At 42.8% G+C, this 23,612-nt stretch carries 18 protein-coding genes; 12 read left to right on the forward strand and 6 right to left on the reverse strand.

The genetic code is table 11. From position 1 onward, the window contains the following. The first annotated feature begins 566 nt into the window (after positions 1-566). The gene (locus C2M25_RS00580; RefSeq protein WP_063702884.1) at positions 567-1,088 is read left to right on the forward strand and encodes a hypothetical protein; all 522 of its coding nucleotides are present in this window, start codon (positions 567-569) and stop codon (positions 1,086-1,088) included. A 10-nt stretch (positions 1,089-1,098) separates the two neighbouring features. Here the strand turns inward: C2M25_RS00580 and C2M25_RS00585 are convergent, their stop codons facing one another. Then, on the reverse strand, positions 1,099-2,664 hold the full coding sequence (locus tag C2M25_RS00585) for an MASE1 domain-containing protein (protein WP_105180126.1): 1,566 nt from the start codon (positions 2,662-2,664) through the stop codon (positions 1,099-1,101). Next, a complete protein-coding gene (locus C2M25_RS00590; RefSeq protein WP_063702666.1) occupies positions 2,651-3,280 on the reverse strand; it encodes a response regulator transcription factor in 630 nt (209 codons plus the stop codon). The genes C2M25_RS00585 and C2M25_RS00590 overlap by 14 nt, the downstream gene beginning before the upstream one ends. 250 nt (positions 3,281-3,530) lie before the next feature. Between C2M25_RS00590 and C2M25_RS00595 the strand changes: the two genes are divergently transcribed. Then, positions 3,531-3,773: a YdcH family protein gene (locus tag C2M25_RS00595; RefSeq protein ID WP_063702664.1), complete on the forward strand. Its 243-nt coding sequence runs from the start codon at positions 3,531-3,533 to the stop codon at positions 3,771-3,773. Positions 3,774-3,869: 96 nt separating this feature from the next. Here C2M25_RS00595 and C2M25_RS00600 read toward each other — a convergent pair whose 3' ends face one another. The 3 genes from C2M25_RS00600 to C2M25_RS00610 all read right to left on the reverse strand — a co-directional run bounded on the left by C2M25_RS00600 (position 3,870) and on the right by C2M25_RS00610 (position 8,886). Beyond that, positions 3,870-5,261, reverse strand: coding sequence for a YfcC family protein (locus C2M25_RS00600; protein ID WP_105180127.1), 1,392 nt, complete (start codon positions 5,259-5,261; stop codon positions 3,870-3,872). A gap of 2 nt (positions 5,262-5,263) precedes the next feature. After that, the gene (locus tag C2M25_RS00605) at positions 5,264-6,112 is read right to left on the reverse strand and encodes an N-formylglutamate amidohydrolase (protein ID WP_105180128.1); all 849 of its coding nucleotides are present in this window, start codon (positions 6,110-6,112) and stop codon (positions 5,264-5,266) included. 62 nt (positions 6,113-6,174) lie between these two features. Further along, entirely contained in the window at positions 6,175-8,886 is a 2,712-nt protein-coding gene (locus tag C2M25_RS00610; protein WP_105180129.1) for a TonB-dependent receptor, read from the reverse strand. A 114-nt stretch (positions 8,887-9,000) separates the two neighbouring features. Here C2M25_RS00610 and C2M25_RS00615 point away from each other — a divergent pair, with 114 nt between their 5' ends. From C2M25_RS00615 to C2M25_RS00625, 3 genes are all read left to right on the forward strand, one after another. Continuing rightward, positions 9,001-9,927, forward strand: coding sequence for a LysR family transcriptional regulator (locus tag C2M25_RS00615; RefSeq protein ID WP_063702656.1), 927 nt, complete (start codon positions 9,001-9,003; stop codon positions 9,925-9,927). A 110-nt stretch (positions 9,928-10,037) separates the two neighbouring features. Continuing rightward, complete coding sequence (locus tag C2M25_RS00620; protein WP_234003508.1) at positions 10,038-12,284, forward strand: S46 family peptidase; 2,247 nt, start codon at positions 10,038-10,040, stop codon at positions 12,282-12,284. 139 nt (positions 12,285-12,423) lie between these two features. After that, a complete protein-coding gene (locus C2M25_RS00625) occupies positions 12,424-15,102 on the forward strand; it encodes a M14 family metallopeptidase (protein ID WP_105180130.1) in 2,679 nt (892 codons plus the stop codon). A gap of 69 nt (positions 15,103-15,171) precedes the next feature. Here C2M25_RS00625 and C2M25_RS00630 read toward each other — a convergent pair whose 3' ends face one another. Beyond that, complete coding sequence (locus C2M25_RS00630; protein ID WP_063702650.1) at positions 15,172-16,632, reverse strand: Gfo/Idh/MocA family protein; 1,461 nt, start codon at positions 16,630-16,632, stop codon at positions 15,172-15,174. A gap of 274 nt (positions 16,633-16,906) precedes the next feature. Here C2M25_RS00630 and C2M25_RS00635 point away from each other — a divergent pair, with 274 nt between their 5' ends. The 7 genes from C2M25_RS00635 to C2M25_RS00660 are packed head-to-tail and all read left to right on the forward strand — an operon-like array spanning position 16,907 to position 23,608. Continuing rightward, on the forward strand, positions 16,907-18,172 hold the full coding sequence (locus tag C2M25_RS00635; RefSeq protein WP_105180131.1) for a D-tagatose-bisphosphate aldolase, class II, non-catalytic subunit: 1,266 nt from the start codon (positions 16,907-16,909) through the stop codon (positions 18,170-18,172). 23 nt (positions 18,173-18,195) lie between these two features. Beyond that, positions 18,196-19,314 (forward strand): SIS domain-containing protein, encoded by a 1,119-nt coding sequence (locus C2M25_RS00640; protein WP_063702646.1) that lies wholly within the window; start codon positions 18,196-18,198, stop codon positions 19,312-19,314. Positions 19,315-19,331: 17 nt separating this feature from the next. Then, positions 19,332-19,850 (forward strand): ROK family protein, encoded by a 519-nt coding sequence (locus tag C2M25_RS22145; protein ID WP_267894678.1) that lies wholly within the window; start codon positions 19,332-19,334, stop codon positions 19,848-19,850. Next, complete coding sequence (locus tag C2M25_RS22150) at positions 19,781-20,254, forward strand: ROK family protein (protein WP_267894679.1); 474 nt, start codon at positions 19,781-19,783, stop codon at positions 20,252-20,254. Before C2M25_RS22145 ends, C2M25_RS22150 begins: the two co-directional genes overlap by 70 nt. Next, positions 20,232-21,395 (forward strand): N-acetylglucosamine-6-phosphate deacetylase, encoded by a 1,164-nt coding sequence (nagA, locus tag C2M25_RS00650; protein ID WP_105174499.1) that lies wholly within the window; start codon positions 20,232-20,234, stop codon positions 21,393-21,395. Before C2M25_RS22150 ends, nagA begins: the two co-directional genes overlap by 23 nt. Positions 21,396-21,408: 13 nt before the next feature. Beyond that, complete coding sequence (locus C2M25_RS00655; protein ID WP_105180132.1) at positions 21,409-23,103, forward strand: GMC oxidoreductase; 1,695 nt, start codon at positions 21,409-21,411, stop codon at positions 23,101-23,103. Further along, positions 23,096-23,608: a hypothetical protein gene (locus C2M25_RS00660; RefSeq protein WP_105174501.1), complete on the forward strand. Its 513-nt coding sequence runs from the start codon at positions 23,096-23,098 to the stop codon at positions 23,606-23,608. Before C2M25_RS00655 ends, C2M25_RS00660 begins: the two co-directional genes overlap by 8 nt. Positions 23,609-23,612: the final 4 nt, after the last annotated feature.

A 23,612-nucleotide genomic window follows, 5' to 3' on the forward strand; every position in this document is an offset into this window, starting at 1 on the left:
CATCAAATTAAAGAAAGCCCACAGTGAAAACTGTGGGCTTTTTGCTTTTTAGGCGGAGAAAATCCACTCCGCGCATATAAAACAGCGGCTTACTGGCTGACTCACCAAATTAGATTAAAGCCCGTAGTGAATGCTACGGGCTTTTTGCTTTTTGGGGCAAAGAAAATTCACTCCGCGCATATAAAACAGCGGCTTATTGGCTGACTCACCAAATTACATAAAAAGCCTCGCAGCAATGCGGGGCTTTTTGCTTATTGCATGGACACAAAATTAAGAAAATCCACTCCGCTCATACAAAACAGCGGCTTATTGGCTGACTTAGCAAATTACTCAGAGCCTCGGTATTTACCGAGGCTTTTTGCTTTCTAAAAGAACTATGCTTAGCGAAACCTTCAAACCAAGTCGAAATTTTTGCTCTTTATTTTGTGAGGGCACTCTTAAGTTGTTTGATTATTATTTGCAAACTAGGAATTTTTCTTAGCCACACTAAGAAAGTCACTCATTACCATAACGGCTTGTTCTTTATATCCTTTAAATCTAATTTACTTATACTTAAAGGATTAAAAATGAGTGTTATTGAGGGAAGTACTAAGGAATTTGGCAATACCACTATTCTACTTCATAGCTTGGGCTCTTCTTGTTACAGAATTGAATGGTATAGCCGAATGACGGGGGCATCGACGAGTTTAGCAAGGCTCAAGCAAGACAAATACGTTGTTATTCGAAAATGGGCGCAAGTTAAAAATATGGCTGATGTCTCGAGTGAATTTAGTAGTCGAAATAGCGCCTTGATACATTTTCTAAATAACGTTGATATTGTTAAATCCAATGATGACTGGATCAGTGCCGCTAAGCAGCATTGTCTTAACTTGTTTGTTGAAAATGAAGGACTAAAGCCAGTAACTAAAGCGAGCTTCCCTAAACCGAGGTTACAAGGGGCAATTGGTAAAGAAGTTGTAGTTAAATCAAAGTTGGGAGAAAGGGAAATAGCGCATGGCTTGTTGTTACAGCTTATAGGCAATCAAGCTGAAATACAGCTTGCGAACATTAAGAAAAAATATCTTACCAAGCAGGTTTATTTAAGGTAACTAGTTGTATTCAAATATCAAAATACACTTCAATTTTAAATCCATCTATTTCAGTAATTGTGAATGTACCGCCAAGAGCAATAACTCGCTCTTCAATAAATGATAACCCGTAACCACCAGACTCCTGCTGTGTGGTCTTGGTTTTTCCATTATCCATAATCGTAAGGCGAATATAACGTTCGTGAGCCGCCAATCTGAGCCTTAGCTCTGTGGCTGTACTGTGTTTGATGCAGTTTGTGACCGCTTCTTGGCAAATTCTGTAAACAGCTGTTTGATGTTCATCTGATATTGCTGAATTTAAGTTTATTTCAGCTATGTATTTGATCGATGCTTTACTTAGCAGAGACTTAAAGCGTCCTTCTTTAAGAGCTTGTTCTAGCCCAAGCTCATCAAGCTCTCTAGGTCTTAGGTGATGCATAATTTGATAGACAGAGTCATACATCGCTTTTGCATTTTCTTTTAGGCCTTCAACGAGGGCATTTTCATTATTTCGTTGCGCTATCGAAAGCACTGTCAGATCAGTTTTAAGTGCAGTTAGATTTTGGCCTAATTCGTCATGGAGTTCTTGAGATAAGTACTTTCGCTCATTTTCTTGAACAGTCACCATACGTTTAGCGAGCTGCTTATTTTTCTTAAGCAGCGCCGTTAGTTTTTCGTTGCTGGCTTGTAGCTGATTATTTTTGATCTTTAATTCGTTAGTGGCGGTGCCGATTAGCAAGCCAGTTACGGAATTAGCTAAGATAAATAATTGGCTAATGTAAGTATTGGTCGCATCTTGTGTGAGGCCTGCTTGTGCAACGATCAGCACATTACTTACCAAGGCACTTGCTATCGCCCCTTTAATGCCAAATTTATAAGAGAACCAAATTACCGGCAGAAGGGAGCATAGGCGTAGCAAGGGGTAAAGATCTGAGTGATTTAGGTAACTCACTATGTAAATAAGCGCCAGTGCGAATAAGCTTAATAAAATAACCGCATGATGCCGAGAAAACATACGGCTATAACTTTGGCTAAGTAACAATAATGCTGGAGCGACTAACAATGTACCCGTCAGGTCACCTAAAGTCATATTGAGTTGATATTGTAATACTTGCTTGCCTTTCAACCAGGTTGTGAATTCAAAAGCGCTCGAGAATAAAAACCATTTAAAAGAAGCTGAAATAACGGCAAGTAAAATTAGCGACAATGCACCTGAATTAGAGGTCACTTTTGGCGGCCAGCGGCTTTTCTTAAAGCTGTAGACAATAGCCATATAGGTTAATTCTTGGAAGAAGCCGTGAAATAAATCAAAGCTCCATCCGCCATTGTAATAGACACTTAAATACGACGCATAAAGTCGAGAAGCAATCCAAAGCATTGGCCATAATCGCACAGGCAAAATTACAAAGAATGCAAGCTTCACCCCCGCTGGCAGGTAAATAGCGCTACTTTGGGTGACGGTTTCTAAATGATTACTTACCCAAGAGGATAAAAATAAGGCTAAAAAGTAAAGCGCAAACACCAATAACTGGTTAAATACTTCAGTTAAAAAACTACGTGAAGCGTACTCTTTTGAGACGAGCTTATGCCAGTTCATCAAGCGTGATCATCCCGGAATCTATGGCAATTTTTAATAATTCAAATGAATTACTGACTTCAAGTTTGTTGTATATATTCGTTTTATGTACGTGGGCTGTTTTTGGCATCATATCAAGTTGTTGGGCAACTTGTTTAGCATTTAACCCTTTAGCAAATAAGGGGAGTGCTTCTTTCTCTCTTGGCGTTAAGAAAGAAAGTTTGCTTGCTGGGGAAGTGGTATTAAATTTCACATCTTCACTGATATAGCGCCCTCCATTGATGACGGCATTAACCGCATCAATCAAAGCATCAGATGCTGAGCGTTTAGATACATAACCTTGAGCACCGAGTTTTAATGCGTTGCTAACATAAGGTTCGTAGTCATACATAGAGGCGACGATGGTTTTTATGTCGGGGAAATAGGTGTTTAAATAAGCAAGAAATGCGAGCCCATTTTCACCGTCATGCATTGATATATCAACAATAAATACATGGGGTTGCTCTAAGTTAACAGCAAGTTTTGCTTCAGTGACTGAGCAGGCTTCTATGACAACTTGCCATCCGGCTTGTAGCTCTAATAGTTTTTTAAAGCTATCTCTAACCAGTTGATGATCTTCAATGATTCCAATTCGCATAATCCCTCCATAGATTTTTATTATATCCTCAATTCAATGAGTTATGTCTAGGAATTATTCTTATATAAATGAAACACTGGTTCATATGCAGTGACTAAAACAGGACTACACAGTAGGAATAGTTCTAGTTTAAACGCTATATTTTCTGAATCGTTGTGATTATTGATCTCGGACAAGGTTGCTGCGTTGACTCTGTTTGTTGCAGTGGTACAGTGAAATTGAACTTAAATTCTAGCTAAAGGAGTTGCCCATGCTAGGCGAAAAACACTCGTTATTGAATGAATTCCCTGAGTTTAATGAATTAATCCATAGCCTCGCGAAACACGACGCTCATTTCAAGAAAACCATGCAGCGTTATGATGATATGGATAAAGAAATTCGTGAGCTTGAATTGCAAAATTCGCCGATTGAAGATGCGGATATGCATGAAAAGAAGCATCAACGCGCCGTGCTAAAAGATGAACTTTATGACTTTTTAAAAGCCAATGCTTAATTATTGAATCGAAGCTAATGCCCCTTGCTCTAATGACTCTCGCTGACAAGGGGCATTATATCAACTCGCAATAATAGTTAACCGTATTGATGTTATTTAAAAGCCGATAAGCACCGAAACCTGCAATAAAAGCACCGCTAAAACGATATATACCAACCACAATGGGAAAATAAATTTAGCCCATTCTCCCCATCCCACTCGCGCTGTCGCAAGATACGCAAGTAAAGTTCCTGACGTTGGGGTGAGAATATTCGTGATGCCATTACCAAATAAAAACGCCACTATCGTGGTTTGCTCAGAGACACCCGCTAAACTACCAACTGGGCCTAAAATTGGCATACTGACTGCTGCTTGGCCTGACGTTGAGGGGATCAAAAAGTCTAACAATAATTGCGATACAAACATACCTGTGGCAGCTACATAGGCATTGCCTTCGCCAATAAATGACATCAAAAAGTGCACAATGGAATCAAGTATCATGCCTTGCTTTAAAACAACAGCAACCGCAGTGGCTACGCCTATCAGTATGCTTGCAAGTAGTACTTTTTTCATGCCATCAACAAATGCTTGAGCCGCTTGGTTTGCCGTTAATCCAGACATGGCGGCAAGCACCATGCTAAGGGCAATATAATAAGCACTTAAGGCATGATGTTTCCAATGCCAATGGGTTGATGCATAAACTAATAATGCAATGCCTCCAGCCAGTGTGAGTAGCATAGAAACATGGCGTGTTGATAATTTCTCGGCATGAAAATGCACTTGGGCATTGTTAAAACCATGACGCTTGATCATTAAGAGTACAAAGCTAATACCAACCGCTAAAAAAGCCAGGTAAAAGAAAAATCGCACACTTGCACCACTAAATATTTGTAAACCAAGCAGTGGTTGCGCAATTGTGAGTGGTAAAGGGTTCGTCACTGATGATAAATAACCGGCTTTCACGGCAACACAGACAATCGCAAAACCAATGATATTCGGCAGCCCTAAGCGATTGGCCATGCCAACCATAAAAGGAATAATCAAAAGGTACTCAGACGCTAAGCCCAAAAAGGTGCTACCTGCTGAAAAGGCGATCATAAGAATTATCACCAGCACATAAATATTGCCTTGAACTAGGCTTAATAGCCGCTCAAGGCCCGCATCTACCGTGCCTGCTTTGGTCAAGATACCAAACATACCGCCAATAATAAGCACCATAAATATCAAGCCAGCGCCTTGCTCTAGGCCTGTTGGAATTGCCATAAATGCGCCAATAATACTGACGGGTTCGGCTTTTATTTGATCTGCATTTTCATAATTAAATAAATTGCCGAGGGATTTATCTTTCTCGATAACTTTGTAGCTATTGGCTACAACAACATTGCCTTGCCTATCGTAAGAGCCTGAATCAACAACGTATGTTAGCAACATGGCTAAAAACAAAATACTGAGCAATATAATTATCGGGTTCATACCCTTTTTACTGGTGCTGGGATTTTGCGTGCTCATTATTATTGTCCTATTTGAGCCGACACATACGCCGCTAATTGTTTTGCGACAAACGCCGCATCTGATTTAAACGTTTGATAGTTTTCGCTCTTTTCAAACGCTTGTTCATTCATATATAACGCTCGGTTGATTTCAATCTGCACCGAATGACGATTTTGCGCTACATCAGCATAGTTACTGACTAGGTAGCCGCCCTTATAAGGGGTATTTTTTACCACTTTATAGCCTTTGCTGGTAAATGCCTTTGCAATCACATCAACAAATTCAGCGTTGGCTGAAGTGCCATCTTTATCGCCCAAAATAATATCAGGACGAGCCACACCTGCATCTATGTTCATCCCATTTCCAACGGATTTCATCGAATGGCAATCAACATGCCACACACCCTGATGTTGATTATATAAATCATCAAGCAATTGATTGAGTTGTTGATGATAGGGGCTGTAATAATGACTAATTCGGTGAGCAATCTCTTGTTTCGTCAATGCTTTTTCATACATAGGTTTGCCAGGTAAGGCATAGCGACGAATAAGTCCCATACCACGCTCGCTGTACTTTGTTGGTTTACAAAGCTCCCAAGGCGTATCTAATAGTTCGGGATCAATATCTGTCGGGGCACGGTTAGGATCAATATACATCCGCGAGAAGTGTGCATGTAATAAGTACCCACCTTGCTCTACAACGGGTTGCCAAATATCATCAATAAATGCATCCCAACCGGTTTTTATAAATTCAACAGGCACTTGGGTATTAAAGTCCGCAGGACAATGAATACCGCTGTGTGGTGAATCAAACACTAACGGTAAGGCTGCTGTTTGGCTTGGGGTTAATAAACTGAAAGCCGGCTCCATAGGTTATTCTCCTAACTACTTCATAAAGTTGCCTGCCACTTCGGCAGGCATCGCGACTTTCATTACAGTGAGTAAGTCAGCTGTAAATACATATAACGGCCCGTTGGGTTATAGGTATTTTGATCAAAGTTAATGTTTAAATTAGTCAATGAAGCGGGTGGCTGCTTATCAGCTAAATTATTAATCCCTAATTTCACCGCTAAGTTATTCTCAAACTGATATCCGCCCGAAATATTATGATACGTCACAGAGCCAATATCGCGTGGTTCGCCTGATACTTGCTCGGTTGTCGAACCGATATAACGGAGATTATAGTTGGCTGACCAGGCATCATGTTTCCAAGTGCTAGAGAAGGTGCCGCGCCACTCAGGATATGATTCCCTCGAAGCCGCTGTGCCTGCTAGATCTTCACGTTCAACAGAACCATCAGACAAGGTCGTGTATTCGGTTAATTCATTTAGTTTAGAAACATTGGCGTTAAACGACCAATCACCATGATCTGTTTGTAAGCTGTAGTAAGTGACAAAGTCGACCCCAGAAACGCGAGTTGCGTTTAGGTTGACTGGGCCATCTAAAATATCAAGGATTTCACCACTGCTATCACGGGTAATAGTGTCGCAGTTTTTATTTTGATAGGCACATAAGTCTAGGTTGTTTTGTGCGCCAAATTCACTGATGGTGTCGTTTATTTTTATTTCGTACCAATCTAAGCTAAAGCTCAGATTTTCGATTAAATTAGATTCGTAAACCAAGCCAACGGTCTTATTTTTAGAGGTTTCAGGCACTAACTGACGGTTGCCGCCCGTGGTTACTTGAACATTCGTAAACGGTTGTGTGTAGCCACTAGGTACACCGCTACAACCGGGTAGGCTGGCATCTGTTGAGCACGGATCTGTGACAGCGCTGTAGGTCAAACGTTCCCCTTCAAACAGCTCTAAAATTGACGGTGCTCTAAAGCCTTCAGCCCAGTTTGCGCGCAGTGTCAGTTGCTCAAAGGGAGTGTAAAGTAAGCCCACTTTGCTGTTAGTTGTTGAGCCAAAGGTGCTGTAGTCTGAGTAACGTGTCGCTAAGCTCAGTTCTAGGTAGTCAACAAGTGGCAAATCTGCGAGCAACGGGATACTAAATTCAGCATAGGCTTCTTTTAAGTCGTACTCACCAATCGTCCCTTCGCGTGGCGAAGAGGTAGTGGTTCTGTAGGTATTTATACGAGGATCAGCGTTAATTGTGCTGTCTGGTGTGTCTTTACCTTTTTCTTTTCGGTATTCAATACCAAAGGCTGCACCAATGTAACCGGCTGGTAGTTCGTAAAGGGTGCCTGTAATATTTGCCGTAAAGTCGACTTGGCTGGCTTCATTTTTGTCGTGACCGGTAAAGTTAACGTACTCGACCATCTCTTCGGTCAGTGGGTTAAAAATATTAACAGGCACACAACCGACTGCAATATCAGACACATCGCCATCAATTCCACTGGTATCACAGGCACGTAAACCCAGCGCTAGTTTGTCTAAATCCATTTGATTATTAGAGGTAAACTCGCCTTTGTTTTTTGCCCAAGACACAAATGTATCCCAGCTCCAATCATCAAACACTTCCCCTTCAAGGCCCATTGCAAAGCGTGTCGTTTCAACTTTTTGGTCGTTCACACGATAGCCATTGTTCATAAAAAATGAGCTGTGTTTAAAGTCGCTACCCGAAAACTCAACCCCGAATGGGTTCACACTTTCGTCATCAACTATGACAAAGCCACGACTACCACGAATAGATGAAAGGGCAGGTGAAAACTGCTGATCAGACTCTCGTTTGTTATAAAGTGCTTCGGCTTTAAAGTTTACCGAGCCAATCGGTACGACGAGCTGTGTATATAAAGATGAGCGCTCACTCGGACCTGTAACATAGTTATTGTAATAGCGGTTAAAGGTGTCATCGCTGTTAACTGCACGCCAGCTATCGATACTACTGCCATCACTATTTGGATCGCGGGTGATCCCTGCTGATGGAATTGTAAAATCAACAACATCGGCTAAGTTATCTTCAACAAAATAACCTTCAGGTGTTGATGCTGTTAAGCCATTTAGCGGCACCGCAGTTAATTTACGGTCTTGGGTGTAAATTGGCTTTTGATCCACATAGCTGGCTGCAAACATAAGGTTGGCTTCGCCAATATTTGTGCCTGATAACAAATCAAGACTAAAGGTTTCTTTATCACCTTCAGATGTTTCACCGTAGCTGGTTTTGACTTCTAGGCCTTCGTAATCGTCATAGGTATATAAGTTCACAACCCCAGCAATCGCATCCGCGCCATAAATCGCAGTTGCGCCGTCTTGTAATACTTCTACACGTTTAACAATATTTTGAGGAATGGTATTCATGTCAACAAAATCACGGAAACCACGGGTGCCGGCACCATTTACCCAGCGATGGCCATTCACCAATACTAATGAGCGATTAGCCCCTAAGTTTCTTAAATTTAAGCTTGATGCTCCGTGACTTGTTCCGGCTGAGCCATTGCCATTTAGGCTTGAACCTACTGAAGGAAGCTCCTGTAATGCCTCTCCGAGTGATAACGAACCATTTGCCTGCAGGGCTTCTAAGTCGATATTTTGCACTGGGCTTGCTGTTGCTTCTTGGCGCTTAATGCGCGAGCCGGTGACGGCAATAACTTCGACGTTTTTTTCTGCTGATGTTTCTTCTGCGAGTACGTGTTGTGATGTGCTCATACAAGCTGTAGCAACAGCAAGCGATATCACTGAATGCTTAAATCTTGAATATTCCATTTGTTACACTCCGAGAGGTTATAGTTATTTTGTTGTTGTCAGCTAAGCACTTTACTCACTCCTAAAAGCTATGCAATATTATGAAATATCATCATCAAGCTATAACAAATTGTTATGAATGGACCGACGCAAACCACCCAAAAAATAACCTTAAATAGTATGGAAGCCTTTGATGCAGTTATGAAAACTGGCTCAGCAACGGGGGCAGCAAAGCAACTTGGACTCACGCAACCAGGGATTAGCCGGTTGATTGCTCAGCTTGAAAATAACGTTGGCTTTTCATTGTTTTATAGAGAGAAAGCGCGATTATTTCCGACCGATGAAGCAATTGCATTACATAAACAAATCGAAATTTCGTTAGCCAGTGTGTACCGCGTAGAGCAACTTGCTAAGAACATTCATCAATCACATGTTGGTGAGCTTAATATCGTTGCCCCGAGCAGCTTTGTAGCAGGTCCGTTAGCGGAGGCAGTGGCGTCATTTGTTAAATTACACCCGAATGTAAAAATTAGTTTAGATAGTCATAGTCCAGCCAGGGCATGTGAGCTTGTCGCAAATAAAGCCTTCGATTGTGGCTTTATACAGTTTCCTGAAAATCACGAGGGATTGTGGTGTGAACCCATTGTCACCAGTCATTTAGTGTGTGCGGTATCAAGCAGTCATCCATTTGCAGATGCAAAGCAGCTAACAGCGCAAGATTTGCGTGATGAAAGCTTGGTGTTATTAGGTCGAGGCCGTCATTCGCGTAAGCAAATAGAGCATGCTTTTTTACAAGATAATATCCGTGTTAATGTACGTGTTGAAACGCATACCGTGACAACAGCCTGCACTTTGGTAAAGCACAATGTGGGTATATCGATAGTGAATGAGTTGCTTGCTAAGCAGTACCAAGATGACGCGCTGAAATTAGTGCCATTTATACCAAAAATAGAATTAACCTATGGGTTTATTACGTCGGCATCAACGCCCATGAATCGGTTAACCAATGCGTTTTACAATCATTGTAAAGCACATTTCGATGAATTCGCGGCAGCTAACTAAGCAAGCTGTCGTTAATCGCAATATGTCTTGAGTCAATCAAGGTTATGGTAGTCTTAGCGCGATTTTTTCAGGCAACAATGGAATAGTGCTTTGCACTGACTAGGATTAACATGACTAAAAAAAATATGATTACAACTTCATTAGCACTCATGGGTGTTGTCGCTGTCGGTAGCGCGCACGCTGATGAAGGGCAGTGGCAACCGCATCAATTAAAACAATTACAAAGCGAGTTTGACCGCGTTGGTATCGAATTACCAGCTTCACAAGTGGCAGATCTTAACCAATATCCACTCAATGCAGTGGTTGGTTTAGGCTATTGCTCTGCGTCATTTGTGTCACCAAAAGGCTTAGCGGTAACAAATCATCACTGTGCTTATGGCGCGATTCAAAATAACAGCACACCAGAAAACAACTTAATTGAAAAAGGCTTTTTAGCAGCTGATTTGTCAAAAGAGCTACCAGCAGGCCCGCAAGAGCGTTTGTATGTCACTGAACAAGTGGATGATGTCACTGAGCGCGTACTGGGTAACCTACCTGCAGATCTACACGGCAAAGCGCGTTATGAAGCGATTCAAGCAAATCGCAAAGCCTTGATCAGCGAGTGTGAGTCAGATCCTAACTATCGTTGTACAGTGCGTGATTTCCACCATGGCTTAGAGTACTTCATGATCAAACAATTGATGATCAAAGATGTGCGCTTAGTGTATGCCCCGGCAGAAGCGCTGGGTAACTTTGGTGGTGACATCGATAACTTTGAATACCCACGTCACACAGCTGATTTTACCTTTGTACGTGGTTATGTTGGTAAAGATGGAAAACCTGCCTCATATAGCGAAGATAACGTCCCCTATGAGCCTGTTTCATTCTTAAAAGTGAACACCAGCGGCGTAAGCTTAGGTGATGGTGTGCTGGTGGCCGGTTATCCGGGTCGTACTAGCCGCTATAAGCTTGCAGACGAAGTAAATTATTCTGCGAGTTGGTATTACCCAACATTGCTTAATACTTACAACATGACTCTCGATGTGATTGCCAAGCAGAGCAAAGGTGATGAGCAAGCACAAGTAAAATATGCCTCTCGTGTGAAAAGCACTAACAACCGTTTAAAGAAACTGGAAGGCTTACAAGATGGCTTTAAAGTAACGGATATTCCGGGTATTAAAGCTGCGCAAGAACAAGAGTACCTAGCTTGGTTTGCACAAAGTGCTGAACGTAAAGCGTACGCAGATTCATATCACGCATTAAAGTCATTGTTAGTTGATGCACATGCTCAGCAACAAAGTCACTTTTACTTTGACTATGCAAAACAGGCGGATCTACTAAGCACCGCGATTCGTTTATATCGCTTAGCAAAAGAGAGCGAAAAACCTAATGCAGAGCGCGAAATGGGTTACCAAGAGCGCGATCTTCCAATGCTTAAAGCGCGTTTAGAGCGATTACAAAAACAGTTTACGCCTGAGGTTGATAAAGCCTTATGGTTAAGCTACTTAGGTAACTATTTAGCGCAAGACAAGGCAGCGCAAGTTGCGGCATTAAACAATGGCTTAGGTATCACTGATACCACTACACAGGCTGAGCTTGATGCGATTATTGCTTCTTTTTACGTTAAAACAGAACTTACAGATACAGCAACGCGTGTTAGCTGGATAGGTAAATCTGTTGCAGAGTTTGAATCATCAAACGACCCATTCATAAAGCTTGCTGTTGCTCTATACGAGACCAACATGGTACAAGAAGCTGACGAAAAAGAAATGGCGGGGCGTTTAGCTGAAATTCGTCCGCAATATATGCAAGCAGTGATCGCCTTTAATACAGCCAAAGGTAAGCCAGTTTACCCAGATGCAAATGGCACATTACGCGTAAGCTATGCACAAGTTGATGGTTACCCAGCAGCAGATGCTGTGTATAAAACACCATTTACATCACTACGTGGTTTAGTGGCTAAACACACTGGCGAAAAGCCATTTGTTGTTACCGATAAAGTACTTGAAGCATACAAAAAGCAAGCGTTTGGCGCGTACTATCGCGGTGATTTAGGTTTACCAGGTGTAAGCTGTAGTTTATTCAGCTTTGGTTGTGAGCCACAAGCGGCTAAACCTCTTGAAGTAAACTCAGTACCAGTCAACTTTTTGAGCAGTGCTGATACCACAGGGGGTAACTCAGGTTCGCCAGTCATGAATGGTAAAGGTGAATTAGTGGGTCTTAATTTTGACTCGACTTATGAATCAATCACCAAAGATTGGTACTTTAACGCCAAGATCACCCGTGCTATTCACGTTGATATTCGATACATGCTTTGGTTAATGGAAGAAGTTGATAACGCAGGTTACCTACTTGATGAAATGACCTTAGTTAAATAGCCCTGCTATTTTGAAAATAACCGCAGCAATTGCTGCGGTTTTTTTATGTCTTTAATTTTTGCCAATCTAACGTTTTTAATTTGTTTATTTTCAATACTTTTGTAATGTACAAAGCAGATACTTTTACTTGGGAAAAATAATGAGCGCCAAACAAATAATAAAAGCCATTTCAGTGAGTGTTGTGGCAATAACGGCAAGCTTTAATGCCAGTGCAGCGAATACCGAAGCAATGTGGCCGGGCACGGCTTATAATCAGCAAATACCAACATTTAAAAAAGTACTTGGATACGATGTAGGTGAGCGCATTACTAATTACAACGATATGCGTCGTTATTTAAGCGCCCTTGAACAAGCTGCGCCTGATCGTATTAAAGTGTTTAAGTACGCAAACAGCTGGGAAGGTCGTGAACTGGTTTATGCGGTGGTTGGCACAGCGGAGCATATTCGCTCATTAGAAACCCTCGCCAATAACACCCAAGCCTTGGCTGATCCGCGTATCACCTCTGAAAAAGAAGCTAAGTCGCTAATTAAAAATTTACCGACGTCTGTGTGGCTTCAGTATGCCGTGCACGGTAATGAAATTAGCTCAACCGATGCTGCACTATTCACTGCATATCACTTACTAGCAGCCCCGAATGATGCCGTTAATAGCAAAATTTTAGACAACACCGTGGTGTTTATCGACCCATTGCAAAACCCTGATGGCCGTGAGCGCTTTGTTACTCGTTATTATGCGACCGTGGGTCTTGAGCACAGTGCAGATAGGTTAAGTGCAGAGCATAATGAGCCGTGGCCAAGAGGCCGAACTAATCATTATCTGTTTGATATGAACCGTGATTGGTTAGCGCTTACTCAGCCTGAAAGTAAAGGTAAAGTTGCGGCAATCAATAAATATAAACCACAAGTGGTGGTTGATATTCACGAAATGGGCGGCGACCAATCTTACTACTTTGCACCGGCTGCTCAGCCATTTAATCCGCATATGACGAAAACCCAAATCGCAAACATGGATGCAATTGGGCAAAATCATGCGAAGTATTTTGATGAATTTGGCTTTGATTACTTTACCCGTGAAATTTTTGATGCCTTTTACCCAGGCTACGGTGATAGCTGGCCTGTTTTTTATGGTGCATCAGCATCAACTTACGAAGTAGGCTCTGCGCGAGGCCATGTTTTTGAGAAAAATACCGGTGAACTACTGACGTATTTTAATACTGTAAAGCGTCAGTTTGTGGCCTCAATTTCGACTGCCGAAGGGGCTGCCAATCAACGTGAAAAACTACTAGGTGATTTTTATCAATATCAAATTGATGCGATTGACAGTGGTAAGAAAAGCAAAGAGCGTGTTTATATCTTACCTAATCAAAGCAATCGTGAGGGCACGCACAAGCTTGCTACCCTAATGGCTGAACATGGTGTTGAAGTTAAACAAGCAACCGAAGACTTCAAAGCCTGTGGTGTTAAGTACAAAGCGGGTAGTTATTTTATTGATACCGCACAGCCGCGTGGTGTCTTTGTGCGTACCACGTTTACAGACCAAGTTGATATGGCTGAGGCATTCGTCAAAGAGCAAGAAAGACGTCGCGCTCGTAACCTAGGTGATGAAATTTACGATGTCACAGGTTGGTCTCTACCGATGATGTTTAATGTTGATAGCGATAGCTGTGGTAAGGCGGTGAGTGCCGACAGTAAAGCCGTTCAGGCCAACGACACATTGCTTGGCAAAGTGAATAACCCAGAAGCCTCTGTGGCTTATATCGTTGCGTGGGGCGACACGGCTGCAGCACGCTTTTTAACTGCAGCGCTTCAAGCAGGCGTTAAACTGAAAAGTGCTGACCAAGCCTTTGTATTAGGTGATAAAACTAGCTACCCAGCGGGCAGCTTAGTCATTGAAAAGCGCCTAAACGATAAAGACTTGCTGACTAAAATTAGTCAAATTGCCGAGCAAACAGGGGCTGTTGTCGATGGTGTTGATTCAAGTTGGGTGATTGAAGGCCCAAGCTTTGGTAGTAACAAAACCGTGCCAATGGTAGCGCCAAAAGTGGCGATTGCATGGGATGCACCAACCAGTGAGCTAAGCGCCGGTAGCACCCGTTTTGTAATCGAAAGACAGCTTGGGTACCCAGTCACGGCGATTCGTACGCCAATGCTTGCATGGGCTGATTTAAGTGATTACCAAGTAGTGATTTTACCAGAAGGTAATTACGAGCAAGCATTAGGTAAATCGGGCGCAGCTAATTTAAAAAGCTGGGTTGAGGCAGGCGGCGTATTGATTGCCTTAGGTAATGCTAACCGCTTTACTACTAATGCTGATTACGGCTTATTAGATGTGAAGCGCGAGCAAGCTTATCGAGAAGATAAAGCCGACAGCAGCGATGATAAAAGCAGTAAAGTGGCAGGGCAGTTATTCACTTCTCGCGATGATTTAAAAGCAGCGAGCATTGAGCCTCACACATCACCAGATTATGTAGCCGGCGTACTTGCTAATGTAGAAGTAGACCAAGAGCATTGGTTAACCGCAGGGGTTGATAAAGACCTTGTTGCAGTAGCTTACGGTAATGATATTTACACGCCTATAAAACTGAACTCAGGTAAAAACCTAGCGTGGTTTACAGGTAAGGATGATGTGCTAGCAAGTGGTTATTTATGGCAGCAAAATAAAGCACAGCTTGCATATAAGCCATTGCTTGTTCATCAACCGCAAGGCAAAGGCATGGTAATAGGCTTTACACAATCACCAACCTACCGCGCCTACCTTGAAGGCATGAATGTACTGTTAACTAACACGATTTTCCGCGCTGCAGCTCATGCTCAGTAAGGTTTTAGTCTAATCAAAAAGCCCGCAGGGCAAAGAGCGGGCTTTTTAGTGTTCCATGGAGAGGAAGTGTTAAGACACAATCCCTAGTGGCTTACCTGTTTGCCAAGCGCCACGGGTAAAGTCTGGAATTGTTTTGCTGTTACTTCTATCAGCAACTGATGCCATACTTTGCGGGAAGATTGATGACCATGCTGCGGCATCGTATACATCTTGATCGAGTGGCTCATTGTTGCGTAAGCAGTAGATCATGCGCCAAAGCATAATGAAGTCCATACCGCCGTGGCCGCCGTTACGTACTGCTTCTTCACCCATGCGTTTCCACAGTGGGTGATCAAACTCAGCACGCCATTTTTCCATATCTTGATCCCAGCTATGGAAGTTTTGCATATGTGGCTTACGGCCCTGTGAACCAGCTTTTTCCCACGCAGCGAGCTCAGCTTCATATTGCTGTTGGTAAATTTTCGCGATGGCTGGTGGCACATCTTCAAGAGCAATACGATTAGGGAATCCAGCAAATGTGCCATTAGTACCTTGAATTAGGTTATGGCGGCTGTATGGGCGTGGGCTTGTGGTGTCATGCTGAACCATAATGCTACGACCTTTCACTGTTTTAATAATGCTGGTGTTCATGTCGCCAGCGGTAAATTTCAGCGAGCGGCGTTCGTGGCCTGCAGGGAATTCGCGCTCTGCATAGGCGGCGCGGCCAAGTGCTGGTGAGCTGACTGAGGTAACAAAGTCAAAGCGGTCACCACGGTTGATGTTCATATACTGAGAAACTGGGCCTAAACCATGGGTTGGGTATAAGTTACCGTTTACCTTGGTATGCCAGTAAGTACGCCATGAGCCTGTACTACGGTCAATTTCTTTCATTTGCCAACGCAGGTCATGAATATAAGCAGCTTCACCATGCAATAACTCACCAAATACGCCTTTACGAACCATGTTTAAAACCATTAACTCGTCACGGCCGTAGTTAACGTTTTCCATCATCATACAGTTCTTTTGCGTGCGTTCAGCAGTGTTTACTAGTTGCCAACACTCTTCCATCGTGGTTGCTGCAGGTACTTCAACAAAGGCATGTTTACCGCTTTCCATGGTCGCGACGCTCATTGGTGTATGCCAACGCCAAGGTGTTGAAATGATCACAATGTCGATGTCATCGCGAGCAAGCATGTCTAAATAGGCTTTATCAGAACCCGTATAAGCAGTTGGTTTAGGTAAGCCTTTTTCAACAACATAATTAACAGACTTATCTAGCATCAGCTGATCAGTGTCACAAATAGCTTTAATTTCAACACCTTCAATATGGCAAAGGTGTTTTACATGACCGCTACCACGTTGACCAACCCCAATAAAACCAACACGTACCACATCCATTGCTGGCACAGCTAAGCCCATTACGCTTTTACCTTGTGCTGCAAGTGGTGTGCTTTGATTATCACCTTGTTGGCTTTTCGCACAGCCAGTCACGACTGTCGCGGCGGTAATGGCTGCGGCAGATTTTAAAAAACTACGTCTATCTATTGTCATAACGATACCTAAATCACTGAGATTGTTTTAATAGTGGGTTTCAGTTGTTTCTGTTATATCGCAACTCAAAGTCAATTACAATTAAATGCTTTCAAATTCTTTCGTAACTTTGGGTTTTATCATTTTTATCCTTATAAAATACCGTGTGAAGTGTGTTTTTAACTTATTTTGCGACTTTCGTTATCTTTCGTTTTGTTGCGCAGCGTTTCGCGCTGTGCTAATGTAATTTCAAATCACGTATCTAACCATTAGCGTAAGCTGCTTGGAGAAAACCATGAATGCATTAAAAACGATTATAAATAACAATCGAGTAGGGCAAGCGCAGGGTATTTATTCTGTGTGTTGTGCACACCCGCTCGTTATCGAAGCAGCAATGTTGCAAGCTCTAAATGATGACACCGAAATTTTAATTGAAGCGACAGCGAATCAAGTTAATCAGTTTGGTGGTTACACAGGAATGAAGCCCCATGACTTCGTTGAGTTTGTTCATGCAATAGCGGAAAAAATAGGGTTAGATACCCAGCGCATTATTTTAGGTGGTGATCATTTAGGCCCAGTGTGTTGGGTAAATGAGCCTGCAGACGTTGCGATGGTTAAAGCTGTTGAACTAGTAAAAGCCTATGCAAGTGCGGGTTTTAAGAAAATTCATTTAGATGCCAGTATGCCATGCGCTGACGATGGAGAACGTTTAGCTGATGCCGAAATTGCCAAACGTGCCGCATTGATGTGCCAAGCCGCTGAGTCGGTAGCAAAAGATAACGATATTCTGTATGTAGTGGGCACTGAGGTCCCTCCTCCAGGTGGCGCAACACAAGAGCATGAAATTATTGAGGTATCGCATGTTGAGGGAGTGCAGCAAACAATCGAATTACATCAGGCTGCATTTGCTAACTTAAACATAAGCGATGTCTGGTCACGCGTTATTGCTGTTGTTGTGCAGCCTGGAGTTGAATTTGATAACCATCAAGTTTTTGATTACCAACGTAATGAAGCGCAAAAACTGAAAGAGTTTATCACCACTGTCGATAATCTTGTTTATGAAGCTCACTCTACCGACTATCAGCCAGATCATTGCTATCACGAGTTGGTGCAAGATCACTTTGCCATATTAAAAGTGGGTCCTCAGCTTACCTATGCACTACGCGAAGGGTTGTTTGCGTTATCTTATATTGAAGATCAATTAGTCGAAGCGGCTAAGCGTTCAAATTTACGTGATGTATGTGAGCGCATCATGCTAGAAAAGCCACATTACTGGAATAAGTTTTATCCAACACAAGGTGCTGAAGCTAAGCTGTTTAGAGCTTATAGTTATAGCGACCGTATTCGTTACTACTGGCCTGAAGATGAAATAAAGCAAACAGTAGAAACTTTATTTGCCAACTTAGAAGGGCAAATTATTCCACAAACTTTACTTAGCCAATTTATGCCAGCGCAATATAAGGCATTGATCAATGGCCAAATTAACTCATCACCCCGTGAGTTAGTAATTAATAAAATAATGGAAGTCACGAATACCTATTCGCGTGCTTGTAATCAATAAGTGGTGTTGAGAGAGAATTAATTATGACGCAGTTTTTATCATTAAACGAAACAGAGCTTAAGCAACAAAACGCTTATTGGACAGCAAGAGAAATCTCCCAGCAGCCAGAGTCATGGTGCAATACGGCGGCTATTATTGAAACGCATCGAGCAGAAATAAATGCATTTCTAGCGCCAATTTTGGCATTAAAAGAATTACAAATCGTATTAACAGGAGCTGGCACATCAGCCTATGTTGGCGAGGCATTAGCACCTCACTTAACAGCTAAAACTGATTTAAATGTGCGCGCAGTTAGCACCACCGACATTGTGTCTAACCCCCATGGGTTTTTACAAAAGAGCACACCCACTTTACTTATTTCTTATGCGCGTTCAGGTAATAGCCCTGAAAGTGTCGCGGCGGTTGATATCGCAGAGCAAGTTGTTGAAAAGTGCTATCACTTAGTCATTACCTGTAATGAAAATGGTGAATTAGCGAAAAGGGCGGCAGCTAAAAAAAATAGTTTTAGTGTACTTATGCCAAAAGAAACCTTAGATGAAAGCTTTGCAATGACCAGCAGTTTCACCTCAATGCTGCTTTCAACCTTATGTATTTTTACCCCTGATGTTAACCAGCTTGCACAAGTGGCTACGCAGACAGAGCAGATGCTCGAAACGCAACTTGAAGAGATCAAAGGCTTTGCGCAAACTGATATTGAACGTTTGGTGTTTTTAGGGGCAGGCTCGTTACTTGGCTATGCGAAAGAAGCTGCCTTAAAGTGCTTAGAGCTGACCAATGGGGATTTAATTAGTTACTTTGAAACCCCTCTTGGCTTTCGTCATGGTCCTAAAACCATCATTAATGATAAAACCGCAGTGTTGTTAATGGCCTCAAGTGATTTTTATAGCAGTTTGTATGATACTGATTTATTTAATGAACTATTAAATGACCAACAATGTTTAGCGGTTAAAAAGCTGGCGTTAAATACTGAACTGGTCGAGCTAGATGATGTTTGGCAAGGTCTGTATTATATTGTCTATTGTCAGATTTTTGCATTTTATAAATCAATGTCACTCGGTTTAACACCTGATAATCCTTGTCCTACGGGCGAAGTTAACCGTGTTGTAAAAGGGGTAACTATTTACCCATTAACTTCTCGCTAAGTAGTGTTGGGTAAAATATGGCTGTTTACGGACTCGATATTGGTGGTACAAAAATAGAGACCGCCATTTTTAATGATAATTTAGAGCAACAGCAAAGTTGGCGTATTACTACGCCAACTGATGACTATCAGCAATTTTTGCACGCAATTTATCAGCAGGTAATTAAAGCCGATGAGCTGACAGGTTGCCAAGGTGCGGTGGGCATCGGTATGCCAGGTATCGTTAATGATGAAGGTAAAGTGCTGTCGGCTAATGTGCCGTGTGCCACAGGCAAAGTGATTGCCAACGATCTTCAAGCATTATTAAAACGCCCTGTTGCGATATTAAATGACACCCGATGTTTCGCCTTATCAGAAGCTAATGGCGGAGCTGGTGAAGGTTATAGCCGAGTATTCGGTGCCATTGTTGGCACTGGTGCGGCGGGAGGGATGTGCATTGATGGAACCTTGTTTAACCAAGGCTTGGTATGTCGGGAGAGTACGGCCATTTACCACTGTCTGCATATTTGCAGCAAAAATACCAGCTACCGGTTTTAAAATGTGGCTGTGGTTTAAATGGCTGTGTCGAAAGTTATATTGCTGGGCCTGGTGTACAAACCTTGTATCAACATATTACGCAATCTCCTAAATCTGCGATTGAATGGGCAAACGATATTAAACTAGGTGATGAGCAAGCATTAAAGGTGCTCGCTTGTTACTTAGATATTCTTGGTGAAACCTTTGCTGCCATTAGTAAAAGTTTGCACCCAGAAGTTATCGTACTGGGGGGCGGGCTGTCGCTCATTGATGCAATTGTAGAAAAGCTCCCTGACGCAATTCAAACTCATTTATTTTCAGGTTTTGCCGTGCCTGACGTGAAGCGTGCAAAATTTGGTGATTCTAGCGGCGTAAGAGGCGCTGCAATAATAGGAAGTGTTCATGCTAATTCCAACGCATCTTAATCGCTATTACTTAAAAGCCGCAAAAGTGGTGACTGCTGATGCGGTTTTACTCGATCATGTGGTCTTGGTCGAGCAAGGTAAAATTACTGCCATTACTACGCAAATGGCGCCCGAGATCGAAGTAATAGATTTAGGTGAGCACAGTTTATTTCCAGGCTTTATTGATTTACATATTCATGGCCGTGAAGGCTGCGATATTATGGACGGCACCCCAGAATCACTAGAGATTATTTCTCGTTCTTTAGCAAAGCATGGCGTAACGGGGTTTGTTGGCACAACGGTGACTGCAGACTGGGACGTCTCAATTCAAGCTTATAAAAATATGGCGAGTGCCTATCAAAAAGGCTTGGCTGGGGCGCAGTTGCTAGGGGCTTATAACGAAGGTTTATTCTTTGCAGAAGCGCATAAAGGCGCGCATAACGAGTCATTTTTTTTAGAGCTTACTAAACAGCGATTTGATGAAATTTATGCCGCATGTGAAGGTTGCTTAAGCTCATTTGCGTTGGCGCCAGAACTACTTAAATCCCCCGACATGATCCGCTATATCACCGATAAAGGCGTGCGTGTGATGCTGGGTCATACAGATGCTAATTTTGAGCAAACAACACAAGCTCTTGCCCATGGTGCTTGCGGTGGTGTGCATATTTTTAATGGTATGCGCGGTATTCATCATCGTGATCCTGGTTGTACTGGCGCACTGTTGATGGACAAGGATGCCATGGTTGAGCTTATTCCTGATGGTATTCATTTGCACCCGAGCATCATGAACATGGTTTACCGTTTAAAAGGAGCAGATAAAATTGCTTTGATCACAGACTGTGTGAGCGCCGGAGGCTTACAAGATGGTCGCTACCGTTTAGGTGAGCTTCCTATTGTGGTTGAGCAAGGTGTTGCACGAACTGAGAGCGGTTCTTTAGCGGGCAGTACATTAACCATGGAAGTTGGCGTTGAGCGTTTTTATAACCTAACCGACGCAAGCCTAGTTGAAGCAACTAAAATGGCCAGTTTAGTACCCGCTGAGTTTTTAAATAAAGCGGAGCAAATAGGCAGTATTGCGGTTGGTAAACAGGCTAATTTTGCACTGCTCGATAAAGACTTTTCTGTTCAAGCAACGATCTGTGCGGGTAAGCAAATCTTTTAAAAGTTAAGTGGGAATGCAGGCAAAAGTATTCGATGCCATTGTTATTGGCAGTGGCATTACTGGCGGCTGGGCTGCTAAAGAACTGACCGAAAAAGGGCTCAATGTACTGCTACTGGAACGTGGTAGGCAGGTTGTGCACGGTACTGACTATATCACTGCCTTTAAAGATGATTGGCAACTGCCATTTCGCGACAGGCCCAGCTTACTAGAAAAACAGAATCAAGCTAAACAAGCACGCACTGGCTATGCCACCAAGCAATCAATAAAACACTGGTTTGTGAACGATTTGCAGCACCCTTATCAAGAATCACAGCGTTTTGATTGGATCAGAGGGTATCATCTTGGTGGACGCTCATTAACTTGGGGGCGGCAATGCTTGCGCCTCAGTGATATAGATTTTGCAGCCAACAAACAAGATGGTCACGGCGTTGATTGGCCTGTGCGCTATCAAGATATTGCGCCTTGGTACGATAAAGTCGAAGCCTACATCGGGGTTATTGGCGAAGCACTGAACTTACCTCAGCTACCAGATGGACCTTACTTACCTCCTTTTGCGCTTAATGCCGTAGAGCAGCAGCTTAAACAAAGTTTATTAACTCACTACACTAATCGGCACCTCACCATTGGGCGAGTTGCGCATTTAACTAAGGCAAAGCCTGAGCAAGGTCGTGCTCCATGCAGCAAGCGCAACCGCTGTATGCGAGGTTGTCCAACCGGTAGTTATTTTAGTAGTTTAGCCTCGACCTTACCTGCAGCGATGCGTACTGGACGACTCACTATTCAGACTCACTCCATTGCTAAAGAGATTATTTACAATCCAGAAAGCGGGCAGGCCACAGGTGTGAAAGTAATTGATGCTGAATCTAAAAAAGAGCGTATCGCGCAAGCGAAGATTATTTTTTGCTGCGCATCAACGGTGGCTACAACAGCCTTGTTATTAAATTCAACCTCTGCACGCTTCCCTAATGGCTTAGGGAACGATAGTGGAGAGCTTGGTCATAACCTCATGGATCACCATTTTAGGGTTGGCGCAACGGGTGAACCAAAAGGTTTTGCTGATGACTTTAATGATGGCGACAGACCCGTTGGCTTTCATATCCCGCGTTTTCGAAACCTTGATGATAACGAGCAGCATAGCTTTATTCGCGGCTATGGCTATCAAGGATACGCAACACGCAAAGATTGGCGACGGGGTTTTAAAGAACTTAGCTTTGGTAAGGCTTTTCGAGAAGAGCTTGCCAAACCTGGGCCTTGGCAAGTTGCATTAATAGGCTTTGGTGAATGCCTGCCTTATCATCGTAATAAAATGAGCTTAGATCCGGTATTAAAAGATCAATGGGGATTACCTTTAGTTAATTTTGATTGCCAATTTGCTGAAAACGAGCAGCGCATGCGCGAGGATATGAAAGCGCAAGCCGTCGAGATGCTCAGCAAAGCTGGTTATCAAAATGTGCAAGCGTACGATAAAGGCTCAGCGCCGGGGCAAGCCATCCACGAAATGGGAACTGCGCGCATGGGACATGATGCTACAACCTCAGTGCTTAATCGTTACAACCAAATTCATAGTGTGCGTAACGTCTATGTCACTGACGGCTCGTTTATGTGCTCGTCGGGTTATCAGAACCCTTCGTTAACCTATATGGCATTTACTGCAAGAGCCGCCGATCATGCTGCACGACATTATCAAAATGGGGTGTTCAATGGCTGATCTACAAAGGCGAAATGCGATTAAATGTTTAGCAGCATTATTCGGTGCGGCTATTACGCCAGTGGCTGCGACTCAGCTATTTGATAAAGTGGATGACAATCATTTTGAGGTGCTTAAAACAGCGGCTCACCGGGATGTGGTCACGCAAATGCAGGCGGTTATTTTGGAACTGGAGCCAAATGAACAGCTGTATTTTAATTTAGTCGCTTTCACAGATTTAATGCTAGCAAATACACTAACTACGACTGAGCGTACGGCATGCTTAAAAGGCGCAGAGCTGATTGCAGAAGGTGCTCTTTCATCGTCGCAATTAGCAGATAAACTCACAGGTTTATTTACTATTTCTTCACTGCAGCAACAGCGCATAATAGCGCAGCAAGCCTTACCTCTTTCAGAAGTGAGCCTTGATAAGCGTGACGAGTATTTAATTTATAAGTGTATTTTTACCGTGCGTGAATTTTTGCTACTGGGCTATTTCACATCAGAAAAATTGCAGGCTAGTTAAATAG

The sequence above is a fragment of the Pseudoalteromonas sp. T1lg21 genome (assembly GCF_002964625.1).
GTDB lineage: Bacteria > Pseudomonadota > Gammaproteobacteria > Enterobacterales > Alteromonadaceae > Pseudoalteromonas > Pseudoalteromonas gelatinilytica.